The sequence below is a fragment of the Rhizobium sp. KNZ2-6A genome (assembly GCF_056755475.1).
In genome coordinates this window covers 52,092-68,193 of the sequence record NZ_JBNDIC010000027.1, presented here as the reverse complement: position 1 = coordinate 68,193, position 16,102 = coordinate 52,092, and the positions used below count along the sequence as shown (strand labels likewise).

Here is a 16,102-nt window from a genome sequence, read left to right as displayed (position 1 = left end):
AAGATCGATATATTGGAAGCCCGCTCTGATGGCGCCTTTGGCAGGCCCGGGCGGGCACCGCGGCAAGGAAGACTTTCCCTGGTGGCTGGTCGCCCTCGCTATCCTCGGCATCGTCGCCTCATTCGCAATTGCGGCGAACGGCCTCTATGCCCAGATTTTCTCTCTTCTGCTGAATGGCATCGGCGTCACGGTCTTCGTGACGCTGGTGGCGTTTACGCTGGCCGTGCTGCTCGGCCTCGGGCTGGCGCTACTCGGCCTGTCGGATTTCCTCGTGCTGCGGCAGGTGGCGCGCTTCTATATCGAGATCGTGCGCGGCATCCCGATACTGGTGCTGCTTTCCTACATCGCATTCGTGGGCACGCCGGCCTTTGTCGCCGTCTATAACGTCGTCGTCTCGCCGTTGATCTCCGCCGGCTGGACAAGCCCGCTCATTACCCGCGACGTGCCCTTCGTCTGGCGCACGATCATCGCGTTGACCATCGCCTATTCCTCCTTCATCGCCGAAATCTTCCGCGCCGGCATCCAGGCGGTGGACCAGGGCCAGATCGAAGCGGCAAAGGCGCTCGGCCTCAGCCGCTTCCAGCGCTTTCGCCTCGTCGTCTTTCCCCAGGCGATCCGCGTCATCCTGCCGCCGCTGTCGAACGATTTCATCGCCATGGTGAAGGACAGCTCGCTGGTCTCCGTGCTCGGGGTGGCCGATATCAGCCAGCTTGCCAAGCTCTATTATTCTGCCAATTTCCGCTATTTCGAAACGCTGTCGATCCTCGCCTTCATCTATCTGCTGTTAACGATCGGTCTGTCGCTGCTGCTCAGGCAGCTCGAAGCCTGGATGCGCCGCCGCTCCGGCAGCGATCGCTCCGCCTTCCCCCGTCTAGCGGCGGGCCAGCCGCCGGGCGCACAGGTGTGATCGGTGCGGCCGATTGCCGGCCGTACCGATACAGCCTACGCTCGCCATTGCCGAAGGTTTTGAAAATTGATATGAGCATGCGCATGAGTAAGATCATGAGCAAAGACGGACGTTACGTCACGGCTTTCGTGCTGCAGGACCACAAGCGCCTGCCGGCACGGTTCTTTGCGATGATTTCGGGCGCGCTCAACAGCCGACTTCGCTGATCACACCCGAGGCCGACGGTCCCGATCCGTCCATTCCCCTTTTCGATAATGCCAATATGGATCTGTAGCCATGAGCGCTCCACGCACACTGTACGACAAAATCTGGGATGACCATCTGGTCGACGCCCAGGACGACGGCACCTGTCTTCTCTATATCGACCGTCACCTCGTTCACGAGGTGACGTCGCCGCAGGCATTCGAAGGCCTGCGCATGACCGGCCGCAAGGTTCACGCCCCGCAGAAGACGCTGGCCGTGGTCGACCATAACGTGCCCACCTCGCCGGATCGCCATCTCGGCATCAAGAACGAGGAAAGCCGCATCCAGGTCGAGCAGCTCGCCAAGAACGCTGCCGAATTCGGCGTGGAATACTACTCCGAAAACGACAAGCGCCAGGGCATCGTTCACATCATCGGCCCCGAGCAGGGCTTCACCCTGCCCGGCATGACCATCGTCTGCGGCGACAGCCACACCTCGACCCACGGCGCCTTCGGCTCGCTCGCCCATGGTATCGGCACCTCCGAGGTCGAGCATGTGCTTGCCACGCAGACGCTGATCCAGAAAAAGGCCAAGAACATGCTGGTGCAGGTCGACGGTCAGCTGCCGCCGGGCGTCACCGCCAAGGATATCATCCTCGCCATCATCGGCGAGATCGGCACTGCCGGCGGCACCGGCTACGTCATCGAATATGCCGGCGAAGCCATTCGCTCGCTGTCGATGGAAGGCCGCATGACCATCTGCAACATGTCGATCGAAGGCGGCGCCCGCGCCGGCCTGATCGCGCCGGATGAAATCACCTTCGAATACATCAAGGGCAAGCCGCGCGCGCCGAAGGGCGAGGCGCTGGAGCAGGCGATCGCCTACTGGAAGACGCTGCAGTCCGACGAAGGCGCGCATTACGACCGCATCGTCACGCTCGATGCCGCAAGCCTGCCGCCGATCGTTTCCTGGGGCTCCTCGCCGGAAGACGTCATCTCCGTTCAAGGCGTCGTTCCGAACCCGGACGAAATCCAGGACGAGACCAAGCGTGCCTCGAAGTGGCGCGCCCTCGACTATATGGGCCTGAAGCCGGGCATCCCGATGACCGAGATCAATGTCGATCGCGTCTTCATCGGCTCCTGCACCAACGGCCGCATCGAAGACCTGCGCGCTGTCGCCAAGGTCGTCGAAGGCAAGACGGTCGCTTCGACCGTCGACGCCATGATCGTCCCGGGCTCCGGCCTGGTGAAGGAGCAAGCTGAGGCCGAGGGCCTCGACAAGATCTTCAAGGCTGCCGGCTTCGACTGGCGCGAGCCTGGCTGTTCCATGTGCCTCGCCATGAACGACGACCGCCTGAAGCCGGGCGAGCGCTGCGCTTCGACCTCGAACCGCAACTTCGAAGGTCGCCAGGGTTTCAAGGGCCGCACCCATCTGGTCTCGCCCGCCATGGCCGCAGCCGCCGCGATCGCCGGTCACTTCGTTGATATCCGCGAGTGGAACTGACCCGTTCGAATACATGAATGACAAAGGGCGGCTCGATGGCCGCCCTTTTCTTTTGTCGAATGGACGCGACCGCTCGCTCTATCGCTTCGATACGACGGGCCGGCTGCCGAGCGCGGCATGTCCCGCCAGCGGAGCCAGCTGCGCCCGCTGGCTGAGCCAGACGCTGCCGAGCACGACGACGATGCCGAACATCTGCATCGGGCTCAGTTGCTGGCCGAGAACCACCCAACCCAGGATCACGGCAGTCGTCGGGCTGAGAAAGCCGAGCGGCGAGACCACCGAGGGCTCCAGCCGCGACAAACCGCGGAACCAGAGAATGTAAGTCAGCGCCGCGCCGATCAGGCCGAGATAGGTGAAGCCGAGAATGTTTGCGCCGGTCAGATGCGGCAGCGGCGGCTCGAGCAGCAAAGCGACCGGCAGGAGCAACAGGCCACCCGCCGTCAGCTGCCATGCGGTAAAGGTCAGCGGCGAGACATCGGGGCGCCAGCGGCGACTGAGCACGGTTCCGGCTGCCATGGAGAAGGCGCCGCCGACACCGGCAACGATGCCGACCGGATCGAGCGTCGCATTCGGCGTCAGGATCAGCAGCGCGACACCGCCTATACCCGCGACGGCTGCAACGATGGAAAGGACGCGGATCGGCGATCCCAGCAGCAACCGCGCCAGCACAATGACGATCAGCGGCTGGATGGCGCCGACCGTCGCCGCCACGCCACCGGGCAGCCGATAGGCCGAAATGAACAGCAGCCACCAGAAGATGGAGAAATTCAGCGCGCCGAGCACCGGCGACTTCAGCCACCAGATGCCGTGCGGCAGCCGCCGCACGATGGCGAGCAGCAGCAGCCCGGCCGGCAGGGCGCGCAGCATCGCGACCGTGAGGGGATAGCCGGCCGGCAGCAATTGCGTCGTCACCAGATAGGTACTGCCCCAGATCGCCGGCGCGATGGCTGTCAGTAACAGGTCAAAATTACGGTTCATGGTCCAGCCTCGATATTTATCTTGACCTCAAGATAATACGAAATACCTTGACGTCAAGATAAATTCATGGCGAGGTTTCACCATGGATCGCATCGACAAAATTCTTGAGCAATGGCGCCACGAACGGCCGGATCTCGACACCACGGCCATGGGCCTCTTCGGGCGCATGCGCAATCTTGCCCTCCACCTCTCGCGCGAAATGGAGAAGACCTTCGCCCGCTTCGACCTGAACTCGGCGAACTTCGACATGCTGGCAACCCTGCGCCGCTCAGGCAAGCCCTATGCCCTCTCCCCGGGCGACCTCATGGATACGATGATGGTGACATCAGGCACGATGACCAACCGCATCGATCAGCTCGAAAAAGCCGGCCTCGTCGCCCGCAGCCAAAACCCGAATGACGGCCGCAGCTTCCTGATATCCCTCACCCCGAAAGGCTTCGAGCTGATCGACGCGGCGGTGACGGCGCATGTCGAAACGCAGGCGCGGCTGGTTTCAACTCTTTCGGAAGAAGAGCGAGTGGCGCTGGATGGCCTGCTGCGCAACTACTTAGCCGACTTCGAACCCCGTTCCTAGGCCCGAACGTCGCTCGGCGCAGATATCGCGAATGCAGCCGCGCAGCCAGCGATGCGTCGGATCCGCATCCATTCGCGGATGCCAGAGCAGCGAGATCGTCACATCCGACGTCGGCACCGGCAGCGCGAAACTATGCATGCCGACGCGAAGGTTCCCGGTATATCGCTCGGGAACGCTGACGATCAGATCGGAGGCGCGCGCCAAGGCCAGCGCCGCTGAGAAGCTGCCGACGATGGTTGCGATCTGCCGCTCCAGCTCCAGTGCCTCCAGCGCCGCATCGATCCGGCCCTTCTGCAATCCACGCCGAGAGACGAGGATATGCCGGCCGGCGGCATAACGCTCCGGCGTCATCAACCCTTCGCTCAACAGATGCCCGCTTCGCACGACGCCGATGAAGCGATCATGGAACAGTGCCTGCGTCCGCAGCTCCGGCCCGGTATCATCGCCCACCACACCGGTCTCGAGATCGATCGTGCCATCCCGCAGCGGCGTGCTGTCCTTGTCCAGCTTCTGCGTGAAATAAAGCCGCACGCCCGGTGCCTGCTCGGCAATGCGGGCGATCAGCGCAGGCCCGAAATTCTCCACGAAGCCCTCACGGGTGCGGATCGTGAAGGTCCGGGCGAGCTGTTTCAAATTCAGGGTCTCGGCCGGGCGCAGGGTCGCCTCTGCCTCCTGCACGAGCCGGCCGACGCTTTCGCGCAATTCCAGGGCGCGTGGCGTCGGCACAAGCCCGCGCCCCGCCCTGACCAGCAGCGGATCTCCCGTCGTCTCGCGCAAACGGGCGAGCGCCCGGCTCATGGCGGAAGAGCTGAGCCGCAATCGCCGGGCGGCGCGCGCAACACTGCCTTCGGCAAGCAGGGCATTCAGGGTAACAAGCAGGTTGAGATCGGGTGTGGACATGGCGCGACCATAGCATGGTTTTCTCGATATATAGCGTCAAGTGCACGAATGAAGTGCAAATGCTGCGCGTTCCGCCATATCGTCAGCAACGCTACCTTTCTGCCGGGACTTTTATTACGTCGCCAGAAATGGAGCTCATATTGAAGCCGATCATTGAAAAGCCGGACAAGACCGGGTCCGGAGACATCAAAGCCACTGCCTCGGTCCGCTGGGCGCTTGCGAGCCTCTCGCTCTCCATGTTGATGCCCTCGCTCGATACCAGCATCGCCAATGTCGGCCTGCCGACGCTCGCCCAGGCATTCGGCGCATCCTTCCAGCAGGTGCAGTGGATCGTGCTTGCCTATCTGCTCGCCATCACCACGCTGATCGTCAGCGTCGGACGGCTGGGCGATATTTTCGGCCGGCGGCGCATGCTGCTGATCGGCATAGCCCTCTTCACGCTCGCCTCGCTCCTCTGCGGCATAGCACCGACGCTCTCGCTCCTGCTCGCCGCCAGAGGTATGCAGGGGCTCGGCGCCGCCATGATGATGGCGCTGACGGTGGCGATGGTCGGCGAGACCGTACCGAAGGAAAGGACGGGCAGCGCCATGGGTCTGCTCGGCACCATGTCCGCGATCGGCACCACGCTCGGCCCATCGCTCGGCGGCATCCTGATCGCCGGCTTCGGCTGGGAAACCATCTTCCTCGTCAATATGCCGCTCGGGATCGCGAACTTCCTGCTTGCTGCGCGTTTCCTGCCGGCGGATCGACAGGGCCGGAAAACGGCCCACGGGCGCCTAGACGTGATTGGCACCCTGCTGCTAGCGCTGACGCTGGCCGCCTATGCGCTGGCGATGACGATGGGACATGGAAGCTTCGGCGCTCTGAATATCGGCCTGCTGGCGGCCGCAGCTTTAGGCATCACCCTGTTTGCCTTCACCGAAACCAAGGTGAAGTCGCCGCTGCTGCGCCTTTCCATGTTCTGCGATACCACGCTCAGCGCGGGCCTTGCCATGAGCACGCTGGTTTCCACCGTCATCATGGCAACGCTGGTGGTCGGGCCCTTCTATCTCTCCCGCGCCCTCGGCTTCGATGCGGCCCATGTCGGCGCCATCATGTCCGCCGGTCCCTTGGCCTCCGCCCTGACCGGCGTACCGGCCGGCCGCATCGTCGATCGCTTCGGCGCCCACCGCATGAGCGTGATGGGTCTTGTTGGCATGATCATTGGCCTATTCCTGATAGCGGGGCTGCAAGGCAGATTCGGCGCCGCCGGCTATATCGGTCCTCTGGTCATCGTCACCGCAAACTACGCGTTATTTCAGGCGGCCAACAACACCACGATCATGAAGGAGATAAGCTCGGAGCAACGTGGCGTGATTTCCGGCATGCTCAGCCTGTCGCGAAATCTCGGCCTGATCACCGGCGCCTCCCTCATGGGCGCGGTCTTCACGCTGGCCTCGGGAGCTGCCGACATCACGGCGGCGCGTGCCGAGGCGGTTGCGAGCGCAATGCAGATAACATTCATCGCCGCCGCTCTGCTGATCGCCACGACGCTTGGCATCGCACTCACGAACCTTGCCTTTGCGCGACGCGCCGATCTCATCGAAGACGTGTCATGAAAGAAAAGCCTGAAGCATCGACTTCAGGCTTTTCGAAATTCAGGCGCTCAGCCGGACGCGCTTCAACGCATCGTCGACGCTGATATTGCCGAGATAGCCGCCCGCCGACTGCGCCGGCTGCTCGTCCTCGATGGCATGGGCAAATTTGACCGCCGGATCCTCCTCCAGCTGCCGGTATAGCCGCGCGATATTGGGATAGTCGGCGCGCTCCACCACGTCGTGGTAGTCGGTCCAGCGGGCAATGCCGAAGAAATAAGCGTCAGCCAGTGTCTTATGATCTCCCAGCAGCCACTGCTTGTCGCCGAGCATCCGGTCGAGATCCGCATGCGCCTTGCGCACCTTGAAACCCCCATATTCGCGCAATGCCGCCTTTGCCGCCTCTTCTCCACCATGCTCGTACACATACCAAAGCGGAGCGAACGAGCTGAAGAAGCTGGTGTTGAGATAGGCGAGCATCCGGTTGAGCTTGTCGAACCCCTCGGTTCCCTGCGCAAACGCCAAACCCGTGTCGGTGCTGCCCACACCAAGATGGTTGAGAATTGCCATGTTCTCCGTCAGCACGGCGCCGCTGCCGGTGATCAAGGCAGGCGTCTCGCCAACGGGATTGATGAAGCGATAGCCGCCGCTCATGAAATCCTCCTTGACCATCTCGACGCGGGACAGCCTGTAAGGCTTTCCCAGCCATTCGAGTGCAACGATCGATCCGAAGGAGCATCCCGAGGGGACGCCGTAGAAGAGTACTGGTTCCATATTTTTCTCCTGATGTAACGAGGCGAACCTCGATGCCAGCAATATGGATTTGTAGACTTTGATCGAGTAGATCGTTAGTTTCGAACCAAAAGTCTCATTATATGGACATTGCGATGGCGCTTAACCTCAATGATCTGCAGATCTTCGTCCAAGCCGTCGACAATGGCGGTTTCGCCGCGACGGCACGGCGGCTGGGCATGCCGAAATCGACGATCAGCAAGCGCATCGCCGCGCTGGAAGCCGACCTCGACACGCGCCTGCTGCATCGCACCTCGCGTAGCTTCATGCTGACCGATCCGGGGCGGGCCTTCTATGAGCACGCGACGGCCGCGCTGGTCGAAGCTGAGGCGGCCGAAAGTGCAGTGCGGCAACGTCATGCGGAGCCGAGCGGCATCGTTCGCATCACCGCCTCCGTACCTACAGCGCAATTTATGCTCGCGGATCATCTTCCTTCGCTTGCGGTCACCTATCCCAAGCTGACGCTGCAGCTCCATGCTACCGATCGATTCGTTGATCTGGTCCAGGAAGGCTTCGATATCGCCGTACGCAGTCACTTCTCACCCCTGCCGGATTCCGAACTGGTTCAAAGACAGGTTTCGATTGACGACGTGATTCTGGTGGCCGCCCCCGCCTATCTCGGGAAGCATGGATCACCGCCCGATCCGCAGGCGCTGCAGGATCATGACGGCCTGCTCGTTTCGCAGACGGCGAAGACGTGGCAGCTTCAGCACTCCGAACGCGGCCCATTCGCCGTTTCACCCCGCCGCCGCTTCGTCGCCGACGAGACGCTTGTCCTGCTGCGGGCCGCGATCTCCGGCCTTGGCATCGCCTGCTTGCCGGGAGCGAGCTGCAAGGCGGCAGTCGAAGCCGGCCAGATCATTCGGGTTCTACCAGGCTGGACGGCAGGCAGCGTCACCACCACGATCCTGACCACCCACCGCCGCGGCCAGCTGCCGGGTGTGCGCGCCGTCGTCGAGTTTCTCGCAAGAGGTTTGCAAGTCAGCCGGAGCGATACGGATAGCCAGAAGCGCTAAGGGATGCAGCGGAAAAGAAGAAGGCTCGATGCGATCGCACTGCACCGAGCCTTCTTTTGAAATTGCAGACTATTCGCGCGAGCCGATATCAGAAGCTTGCCGTCATCGGGTCCGGGCCGATGCGGCCGCTGGCTGAATCGAGCTTGGCGATCTCGGCCAGATCGTCGCCGTCGAGCTTGAAATCGAAAACCCTGAGGTTTTCCTCGATACGGCTCGGCGTCACCGATTTCGGGATGACGATCAGGCCGTTGTCGATGTGCCAGCGGATGATGACCTGAGCCGGCGTGCGGCCGTGCTTGGCGGCAACCTTGGCGATGACGGCATTGGTCAGAAGCTTGCCCTGGCCGAGCGGGCTCCAGGATTCGGTCTTGATGCCGAGCTTGTCATGCACCTCGCGAAGCGCCTTCTGCTGGAAGGTCGGGTGCAGCTCGATCTGGTTCAGCACAGGCGTCACGCCGGTTTCGCCGATGATGCGTTCGAGATGCGCTGCGGCAAAGTTGGAAACACCGATCGAACGGGCACGGCCCTCTTCCTTCAGGCGGACGAAAGCCTTCCAGGTGTCGAGATAGCGGTTGCGATGCGGCGACGGCCAGTGGATGAGGTAAAGATCGACATAGTCGGTACCGAGGCGCTTCAGGCTTTCGTCAAAGGCCTTCAGCGTGGAATCGAAGCCCTGCGCCTCGTTCCAGAGCTTGGTTGTGAGATAGATGTCCTTGCGGGCGACGCCGGACTGGCGCATGCCTTCGCCGACACCATCTTCGTTTTCATAGATGGCTGCGGTATCGACGTGGCGATAGCCGGCTTTCAAGGCCGTGCTGACCGCCATCGGCGCGACGTTCTCCGGTGTCTGCCAGACGCCGAGGCCGACCTGCGGAATGGAATTGCCGTCATTGAAAGTGATTGTCGGTTGCGTGGTCACGATAAGTCTCCAAAGGATGAGAAGCGGGTGGAGTGAAGGCGTGATTTTAAGTTCGGAAAGAAAGGTCCGGGCCAAGCCCCGCGAGGGCGTGTCGGTAAAACCCGTATAGTGGGGGACATTGGTATTTTAACCCCCGGATTGCCGCTCAGACAACCCGGATAATTGTTCCCTTGCGCAGCAGGGGAAGGATACGCCGCATGTCGCGAAGGCTGATCGCGACGCATCCGGCCGTCGGCTTGTAGCCCGGCCTGATCAGATGGAAGAAGACTGCCGAACCGCAGTGACGCCGGCGTGAACGCACGTTCCAGTCCAGCACCAGGCAGATATCGTAGAGACTATCCTCCCGCCGCATTTCCTCATGGCTCGGCTTGAAGGGAGCCTTCACCAGCCTGTTATAGTTGGCATTGTCGGGCTGATCGCACCATAGCATGTCCTTGCGAATGCACCGCATCGGCAGGGAAGTCCGCAGGAAGCGGACGTGATCGCCGCGCGTGAAGCCGTAGAGCAGCTTCATGTCCGCAATCGGCGTTGCGCCGTCTCCTTCCCGCTTCAGGATGCTGCGTCCCGATCTGCCGATTGCCGCAGGTATGGTGAGTGGCCCCACCTGCACCAGCGCTCGGGTTTTCTTGCCCGGCGCCGGGCGCACGACGATGGTGGAAGTGGTCCGCCTGGCCGCCGCCCTTGTCTTTTGCATTTTCCTCACATGTTTTTGCTTTGCGTGTGATTTCATTTGAAATCATAGCAGTTTCAATCAAACGACCAAGCCTGGCCCGCGTCGCGACTTGCTAAAAATGCAATTTGGCGTAGGACTTAGGTGGGATTAGAACGAGGACCCGAACGGCATGACCGCACGCACCATTCTCCTGGTGGACGATGACAACGACCTTCGCGAGATGCTGGTCGAGCAATTGTCGCTTTACGAGGAATTCAACGTTCTGCAGGAAGCCGCCGCCGGAAAGGGCGTACAAACCGCGCGCACCGTGCCTGTCGATCTCCTCATCATGGATGTCGGACTGCCCGATATGGACGGCCGCGAAGCCGTGAAACTGCTGCGCAAGAATGGTTTCAAGGCGCCTATCATCATGCTGACGGGCCACGACACCGATTCCGACACCATCCTCGGCCTTGAAGCCGGCGCGAATGATTACGTGACCAAGCCCTTCCGCTTCGCCGTGCTGCTCGCGCGTATCCGCGCGCAGCTGCGCCAGCACGAGCAGAGCGAAGACGCGACGTTTACCGTCGGCCGCTATCTCTTCAAGCCGAGCCAGAAGCTGCTGACGACCGAAGACGGACAGAAGATCCGCCTCACGGAAAAGGAAGCCGCCATCATCCGCTATCTCTATCGCGCCGACCAGAAGGTCGTGACCCGCGATATCCTTCTCGAAGAGGTCTGGGGCTATAATTCCGGCGTCACCACCCATACGCTCGAAACCCACGTCTACCGTCTCCGTCAGAAAATCGAGCGCGACCCTTCCAATGCCGAGATCCTGGTGACGGAAAACGGCGGCTACAAGATCATTCCGTAGGCCGCACACATGGCACTGAACGACGATATCCGACTGCTGTCGCAACTGCCGCTGTTTCACGGCATGGGCGATGAGCCGCTGCGGCTGATCGCCTTCGGTGCCGATCGCCGCCATGTGAACGAAGGCCAGACGCTCTTCCGGGAAAAATCGCCCGCCGAATGCGCCTATGTCATCACGCGCGGCAGTTTCGAACTCAGCACCATCGATGCTGACGGCCAGAAACAGGTGGAAGCGGTGGTCCAGGCGGGCACCATGCTTTCGGAACTGGCGATGGTGACCTTGGTGGAGCGGAAATATACGGCCGTTGCCGCCGAGGAATCCGACGTGATCCGCATCACGCGCGCCCTCTTCCACCGGCTGATCGAGGAATATCCCGATGCCGGCCTCTTGATTCAGAACCGCATTCGCGAAAATTTTGCCGCCCTTGCCCGACAAGCGGCCGCATTGCTCGGCCGCTTCTCCTAGTAGGTTCAATCCCTCTTAGAGATTGAAATGCGCGGTCACAGGCACATGGTCGGACGGACGATCCCAGCCGCGCGCCGCCTTCAGGATATCGATCCGCTGCAGATGCGGGCCAAGATCGGATGACGACCAGATGTGGTCGAGGCGGCGGCCACGGTCGGCAGCCTCCCAGTCCTTTGCGCGGTAGCTCCACCAGGTGTAGAGCTTTTCGTTTTCCGGCACGTGCTGCCGCATCAGGTCGAGCCAGGCGCCCCGCTTCATCACCTCGATCAGCCCGTCGGTTTCGACCGGCGTATGGCTGACGATCTTCAAGAGCTGCTTGTGCGACCAGACGTCATGCTCCAGCGGCGCGATATTGAGATCGCCGACGAGGATCGCCGACGTGTTCTGTTCGGCATTGGCATGCAGCCGCTTCATTTCCTCGATGAAATCGAGCTTGTGGCCGAACTTCGGATTGATGCTGCGATCCGGTTCGTCGCCGCCGGCCGGAACGTAGAAATTATGCAGGCGTACCCGCCGACCGCCGCGCTCGAAGATCGCCGAAATATGCCTGCTGTCGCCGACATTGCAGTAATCCTGCCGGTGATCTTCGCTCAGCGGGATGCGCGAGGCGATCGCGACGCCATGATAGCCCTTCTGGCCATGAACGATGATGTGTTCATAGCCGAGGGCACGGAGGGGAGCATACGGAAAAAGCTCGTTCGGAACCTTGGTTTCCTGCAGGCAGAGGATGTCGGGCCGGGCCTGCATGACGAACTGTTCCACGATGGGCATGCGCAGCCGCACCGAGTTGATGTTCCAGGTCGCAATCGATAATCCCATGCCAAAGCCTTTCCCCAAGAACAATTCCAGGAAAAGTGCGCAGCGGTTTTCCATCCGGAATTGCGTCAAAACAGACAGCTGGAGCGGCCCGGCGATTCGGTGAAACGCTGGGCTGCTCCAGTCAGGCCTAAGGCTTTAGACCGGCCGCGACGGAAAGGAAAGCGCCATTCGGCGCTTACCCTGCGGCCGAATGTGGAGAGGGCGATCAGCGCGTATAATCGATGCGGAAAACGCTGTCGTCGAAGGCGACATTGGTCTTCACGTTGTTGATGATGACGTCGGTCGTCTTGCCCTGTGGGTCGATCACGGTCCACTGGCGCAGGTCGTAGCTCTTCGAATCGAAAATCATCGTGATGGTGGAATCGCCGAAGACTGTGCGGTTGCCGAGCGTGATCTTGGTGAGATCCGGCTTCGAATCGACATCACGCACCATGTCGGCGGAAAGATCGATCTTGTTGGCCAGCAGCAGGCTCAGCGGCGTCTTCGACAGCTGATACATGTTCCTAGTCTGCGTCTGGTCGTTGATGACCTGCACGTTGCTGCCGTCGCAGATGACGCGCATGCGGGATGGCGGATCGTAGTTGAAACGCATCTTGCCGGGCCGCTGGATGAAGAAGGTGCCGCTCATCTGATCGCCGCGCGGGCCGATCTGCAGGAAGCCGCCCTTCATCGTCTTAATGGACGAGAAGTGATCGGCAATGGCCTGGGCAATACCGGGATTGAGTGCGGCCGTCGCTGCCTGTGCCTGTGCCTGGGCCTGCGCAAGGGCCGAAATCGGCAGAGCGCCTGCCGCGCCGACAGCAACCGCAGCGCCGAGGAAATGCCGGCGGGTCAGGGAAAGTCGGCTGGACGGCTGCGCATCAAACTTTGTCATCGAATTCTCCTTCATGCTTCGTCCATGGCGCGCAAAATCGGCGTCTTCATGGCGCAACTGCCCAAGGCCGGTAAGGGGCGGCGATCAAATTTCTCTGAACATAGACGGGATATGCCACACGGAAAGGCGCGTTGCCTCAGCGATCCAGGATATCCGCTTTGGTTGGAACGAGAATTTCGCGCTTGCCGGCATGGTTGGCCGGGCCAATCACGCCTTCCTCTTCCATACGCTCGATCAGCGACGCCGCACGATTGTAACCGATGCCGAGACGGCGCTGGATATAGGAGGTTGAAGCCTTGCCATCGTTGAGAACGATCGCAACCGCCTGATCGTAAGGGTCTTCCGAATCAGCGAGATTCGAGGTGCCTGCGGGACCATGGCCATCATCGTCCTCGTCGTCATCGGCGGTGATCGCATCGAGATATTGCGGCGCGCCCTGCGTCTTCAGATAGGCGACGATATCTTCCACTTCGCCATCCGCGACGAAGGGGCCGTGAACGCGCTGGATGCGGCCGCCGCCGGCCATATAAAGCATGTCGCCCATGCCGAGGAGTTGTTCAGCCCCCTGTTCGCCGAGAATGGTGCGGCTGTCGATCTTCGACGTCACCTGGAAGGAGATGCGGGTCGGGAAGTTCGCCTTGATCGTGCCGGTGATGACGTCGACAGACGGGCGCTGCGTCGCCATGATGACATGGATGCCGGCGGCACGCGCCATCTGCGCCAGACGCTGTACCGCGCCTTCGATATCCTTGCCGGCGACCATCATCAGGTCGGCCATCTCGTCGATGATGACGACGATATAGGGCATCGGCTTCAGGTCGAATTCTTCGGTCTCGTAGATCGCCTCGCCAGTCTGGCGGTCGAAGCCGGTCTGCACCGTGCGGCTGATCGCCTCGCCCTTGGCGACGGCCTGCTCGACGCGGGAATTGAAGCCGTCGATGTTGCGCACGCCGATCTTCGACATCTTCTTGTAGCGCTCTTCCATCTCGCGGACGGTCCATTTCAGCGCGACGACAGCCTTCTTCGGATCGGTGACGACAGGCGACAACAGGTGCGGAATGCCGTCATAGACGGAGAGTTCCAGCATCTTCGGATCGATCATGATCAGGCGGCATTGCTCTGGCGTCATGCGATAGAGCAGCGACAGGATCATGGTGTTGATGGCGACCGACTTGCCCGAGCCGGTGGTGCCGGCCACGAGCAGATGCGGCATCTTGGCGAGATCAGCAATGACGGGTTCGCCGCCGATCGTCTTGCCGAGCGCCATCGCCAGCTTCGCCTTGGAGGTCTCGAAATCGCGGCTGGCGATGAGCTCGCGCAGATAGACCGTTTCGCGCGTCGAGTTCGGCAGCTCGATGCCGATGGCATTGCGGCCGGGAACGACGGCGACGCGGGCGGCGATCGCGCTCATCGAGCGGGCGATATCGTCGGCAAGGCCAATGACCCGCGAGGATTTGATGCCGGGCGCCGGCTCCAGCTCGTAAAGCGTCACGACCGGACCGGGACGGACATGGATGATCTCGCCCTTGACGCCGAAATCCTCCAGCACGCCTTCGAGCATGCGGGCATTCTGCTCCAGCGCATCGGCCGAGAGCGTCGCATCGCGGGCGACGGCCTTCGGCTCTGCCAGCAGGTGGACGGCCGGAAGCTGGAAGCCGTAGGGACGGATGAATGAGGTCTGTGCCTCGCGCTCGGCCCGCGCGCCGGGCTTCGGGCGCGGTGCGGCCGGAATGACGCGATGACCCTCGGATCCCCTCGGTGAGGCCGTGGTCAGCGGCCAGGCATCGTCCTCGTCGTCAGGCAGGATGCCGGCCGGACGCGGCGGATCACGATCATAGATCGAATCCTCGTCTTCATCCTCGTCATCGCCGAGGCTGATCGACGGCGCGGACACCACGCGGCGCGCCGCGGGACCATCCATGGACGGATCGAGACGATCGCCGCGAGCAACCGGCGCCTTGGCGCGCACGGGCTCGTTCAGCGTCCCGAATTCGTCGTCGTTGAAATCATAGGGCGCGTCGAAGGCATGGTCGCGGCGCTTGCGCGGACCCATGCCGAACAGGCGGCGAAGGCGGGCCTGGGCATTGTACCAGGCATGCATGACGGCACCGAAGGCGAGGAAATTACCAAGGAAGCTACCGCGGTCGTCATCCTCGTCTTCATCGCCCACCCGGCGGGCGCGGCTGCGCGTTTCCTCGTAATCCTCCTCGCCCTCTTCATCCTCGACCAGGCTTTCGCCGATCACGCCGGAGGCGAAAAGCATGAGCCAGATGGCCGGAATAGCAAGAAGCGAGCCGATGATAGTGGCCACGACGCCGCTCGGATAGGTGCCGATGAACAAGGCGGGAAAGCGCAGGAGGAGATCGCCGACCACGCCGCCGATGCCGTTCGGGATCGGCCAGGTCGGCGGTGCCGGGAAACAGGCGATCGAGCCGGCCGCGACGATGCAGCCGCCGAACCAGGCGCCGAGCCGCGAGGGCACGCGATTAAGCTTGCGATTGGAAATCAGCGCGAAGGCCCAGGCAACGATCGGCAGCATCGCCAGCACCGAGGCAAGGCCGAGCGACTGCATCATGACGTCAGCAAAGGCAGCACCGGGAAAACCGAGAAGATTGGTCGGCGCATTGGCGGTTGCGTAGGAATAGCTGGGATCCATGACGTTCCAGGTCGCCAGCGCCGCCACGGCGAGCGCCAATAGGAACAGCAATGCGAAGCCCGTCAGGCCCTTGACCTGACGCCAAACGACACTCGATAGCGATAAACGGTCTGGCCGACCGCTCAACGCCGCCGAATTGCTTCTGCCCATGATATCCAGCCCCGTTCCTTGTCGATAGCGCAAGCGAATCGGTCTATGCCCACTCGCCGGCAGGTTAGCCCTACCTAATCAGAGGAGGGTTAATGGCATGTTAACCATGCACTCCCGCTCGACGGATCGCCGATTTTTACGGCGCACCGAGCTCTAAAAACAAAAAGGGCCCGAACCGGGGTTCGGGCCAAAAGCGGCCTATTTGCAATGAAACAGGTCGCGACGGGACGTTTAGCAATGCCGGGGTTTTGCCCCGGCATTGCAAG

General features: G+C 61.8%; 15 protein-coding genes. 7 read left to right on the top strand and 8 right to left on the bottom strand.

Annotated elements, in window-relative coordinates:
* Nucleotides 1–28: 28 nt before the first annotated feature.
* Nucleotides 29–907, top strand: coding sequence for an amino acid ABC transporter permease (locus ACPYOP_RS19115; RefSeq protein ID WP_481411914.1), 879 nt, complete (start codon nt 29–31; stop codon nt 905–907).
* Nucleotides 908–1,183: 276 nt separating this feature from the next.
* Entirely contained in the window at nt 1,184–2,593 is a 1,410-nt protein-coding gene (gene leuC / locus ACPYOP_RS19110; protein ID WP_481411913.1) for a 3-isopropylmalate dehydratase large subunit, read from the top strand.
* Between the two features lie 78 nt (nt 2,594–2,671).
* Here leuC and ACPYOP_RS19105 read toward each other — a convergent pair whose 3' ends face one another.
* Nucleotides 2,672–3,571, bottom strand: a complete 900-nt coding sequence (locus ACPYOP_RS19105) for an EamA family transporter (RefSeq protein WP_481411912.1) — start codon at nt 3,569–3,571, stop codon at nt 2,672–2,674.
* A gap of 82 nt (nt 3,572–3,653) precedes the next feature.
* On the opposite strand from ACPYOP_RS19105, the gene ACPYOP_RS19100 reads away from it, so the two are divergent.
* The gene (locus ACPYOP_RS19100) at nt 3,654–4,145 is read left to right on the top strand and encodes a MarR family winged helix-turn-helix transcriptional regulator (protein WP_481411911.1); all 492 of its coding nucleotides are present in this window, start codon (nt 3,654–3,656) and stop codon (nt 4,143–4,145) included.
* Here the strand turns inward: ACPYOP_RS19100 and ACPYOP_RS19095 are convergent.
* Nucleotides 4,119–5,045 (bottom strand): LysR family transcriptional regulator, encoded by a 927-nt coding sequence (locus ACPYOP_RS19095; protein ID WP_481411910.1) that lies wholly within the window; start codon nt 5,043–5,045, stop codon nt 4,119–4,121. The two genes, ACPYOP_RS19100 and ACPYOP_RS19095, sit on opposite strands and share 27 nt — an antisense overlap.
* Nucleotides 5,046–5,173: 128 nt before the next feature.
* Here ACPYOP_RS19095 and ACPYOP_RS19090 point away from each other — a divergent pair, with 128 nt between their 5' ends.
* Entirely contained in the window at nt 5,174–6,643 is a 1,470-nt protein-coding gene (locus tag ACPYOP_RS19090; protein WP_481411909.1) for an MFS transporter, read from the top strand.
* A gap of 39 nt (nt 6,644–6,682) precedes the next feature.
* Here the strand turns inward: ACPYOP_RS19090 and ACPYOP_RS19085 are convergent, their stop codons facing one another.
* The gene (locus tag ACPYOP_RS19085) at nt 6,683–7,393 is read right to left on the bottom strand and encodes a glutathione S-transferase family protein (protein WP_481411908.1); all 711 of its coding nucleotides are present in this window, start codon (nt 7,391–7,393) and stop codon (nt 6,683–6,685) included.
* A 113-nt stretch (nt 7,394–7,506) separates the two neighbouring features.
* Here ACPYOP_RS19085 and ACPYOP_RS19080 point away from each other — a divergent pair, with 113 nt between their 5' ends.
* The gene (locus tag ACPYOP_RS19080; RefSeq protein ID WP_481411907.1) at nt 7,507–8,427 is read left to right on the top strand and encodes a LysR substrate-binding domain-containing protein; all 921 of its coding nucleotides are present in this window, start codon (nt 7,507–7,509) and stop codon (nt 8,425–8,427) included.
* An 88-nt stretch (nt 8,428–8,515) separates the two neighbouring features.
* On the opposite strand, the gene ACPYOP_RS19075 is transcribed toward ACPYOP_RS19080, so the two are convergent.
* Together ACPYOP_RS19075 and ACPYOP_RS19070 are read right to left on the bottom strand one after the other, a co-directional pair.
* Nucleotides 8,516–9,346 carry an aldo/keto reductase gene (locus tag ACPYOP_RS19075; RefSeq protein WP_481411906.1) on the bottom strand — a complete coding sequence of 277 codons (831 nt, stop codon included), beginning with the start codon at nt 9,344–9,346 and terminating at the stop codon, nt 8,516–8,518.
* A gap of 145 nt (nt 9,347–9,491) precedes the next feature.
* On the bottom strand, nt 9,492–10,040 hold the full coding sequence (locus ACPYOP_RS19070; protein WP_481411905.1) for a L,D-transpeptidase family protein: 549 nt from the start codon (nt 10,038–10,040) through the stop codon (nt 9,492–9,494).
* 148 nt (nt 10,041–10,188) lie between these two features.
* Here ACPYOP_RS19070 and ACPYOP_RS19065 point away from each other — a divergent pair, with 148 nt between their 5' ends.
* Together ACPYOP_RS19065 and ACPYOP_RS19060 are read left to right on the top strand one after the other, a co-directional pair.
* Nucleotides 10,189–10,872: a response regulator transcription factor gene (locus tag ACPYOP_RS19065; protein ID WP_481411904.1), complete on the top strand. Its 684-nt coding sequence runs from the start codon at nt 10,189–10,191 to the stop codon at nt 10,870–10,872.
* 9 nt (nt 10,873–10,881) lie between these two features.
* The gene (locus tag ACPYOP_RS19060; protein ID WP_481411903.1) at nt 10,882–11,337 is read left to right on the top strand and encodes a cyclic nucleotide-binding domain-containing protein; all 456 of its coding nucleotides are present in this window, start codon (nt 10,882–10,884) and stop codon (nt 11,335–11,337) included.
* 15 nt (nt 11,338–11,352) lie between these two features.
* Here ACPYOP_RS19060 and ACPYOP_RS19055 read toward each other — a convergent pair whose 3' ends face one another.
* The 3 genes from ACPYOP_RS19055 to ACPYOP_RS19045 all read right to left on the bottom strand — a co-directional run bounded on the left by ACPYOP_RS19055 (nt 11,353) and on the right by ACPYOP_RS19045 (nt 15,836).
* Nucleotides 11,353–12,156 carry an exodeoxyribonuclease III gene (locus ACPYOP_RS19055; RefSeq protein WP_481411902.1) on the bottom strand — a complete coding sequence of 268 codons (804 nt, stop codon included), beginning with the start codon at nt 12,154–12,156 and terminating at the stop codon, nt 11,353–11,355.
* Nucleotides 12,157–12,361: 205 nt separating this feature from the next.
* The gene (locus tag ACPYOP_RS19050) at nt 12,362–13,030 is read right to left on the bottom strand and encodes an outer-membrane lipoprotein carrier protein LolA (RefSeq protein ID WP_481411901.1); all 669 of its coding nucleotides are present in this window, start codon (nt 13,028–13,030) and stop codon (nt 12,362–12,364) included.
* 136 nt (nt 13,031–13,166) lie between these two features.
* Nucleotides 13,167–15,836, bottom strand: a complete 2,670-nt coding sequence (locus tag ACPYOP_RS19045; protein WP_481411900.1) for an FtsK/SpoIIIE family DNA translocase — start codon at nt 15,834–15,836, stop codon at nt 13,167–13,169.
* Nucleotides 15,837–16,102 lie beyond the last annotated feature (266 nt).

Bases quoted from the DNA above. Each gene is read 5' to 3' on its own strand.
- ACPYOP_RS19115 (WP_481411914.1), top strand. From the start codon at position 29: ATGGCGCCTTTGGCAGGCCCGGGCGGGCACCGCGGCAAGGAAGACTTT.
- leuC (WP_481411913.1), top strand. From the start codon at position 1,184: ATGAGCGCTCCACGCACACTGTACGACAAAATCTGGGATGACCATCTG.
- ACPYOP_RS19105 (WP_481411912.1), bottom strand. From the start codon at position 3,571: ATGAACCGTAATTTTGACCTGTTACTGACAGCCATCGCGCCGGCGATC.
- ACPYOP_RS19100 (WP_481411911.1), top strand. From the start codon at position 3,654: ATGGATCGCATCGACAAAATTCTTGAGCAATGGCGCCACGAACGGCCG.
- ACPYOP_RS19095 (WP_481411910.1), bottom strand. From the start codon at position 5,045: ATGTCCACACCCGATCTCAACCTGCTTGTTACCCTGAATGCCCTGCTT.
- ACPYOP_RS19090 (WP_481411909.1), top strand. From the start codon at position 5,174: ATGGAGCTCATATTGAAGCCGATCATTGAAAAGCCGGACAAGACCGGG.
- ACPYOP_RS19085 (WP_481411908.1), bottom strand. From the start codon at position 7,393: ATGGAACCAGTACTCTTCTACGGCGTCCCCTCGGGATGCTCCTTCGGA.
- ACPYOP_RS19080 (WP_481411907.1), top strand. From the start codon at position 7,507: ATGGCGCTTAACCTCAATGATCTGCAGATCTTCGTCCAAGCCGTCGAC.
- ACPYOP_RS19070 (WP_481411905.1), bottom strand. From the start codon at position 10,040: ATGCAAAAGACAAGGGCGGCGGCCAGGCGGACCACTTCCACCATCGTC.
- ACPYOP_RS19065 (WP_481411904.1), top strand. From the start codon at position 10,189: ATGACCGCACGCACCATTCTCCTGGTGGACGATGACAACGACCTTCGC.
- ACPYOP_RS19060 (WP_481411903.1), top strand. From the start codon at position 10,882: ATGGCACTGAACGACGATATCCGACTGCTGTCGCAACTGCCGCTGTTT.
- ACPYOP_RS19055 (WP_481411902.1), bottom strand. From the start codon at position 12,156: ATGGGATTATCGATTGCGACCTGGAACATCAACTCGGTGCGGCTGCGC.
- ACPYOP_RS19050 (WP_481411901.1), bottom strand. From the start codon at position 13,030: ATGACAAAGTTTGATGCGCAGCCGTCCAGCCGACTTTCCCTGACCCGC.
- ACPYOP_RS19045 (WP_481411900.1), bottom strand. From the start codon at position 15,836: ATGGGCAGAAGCAATTCGGCGGCGTTGAGCGGTCGGCCAGACCGTTTA.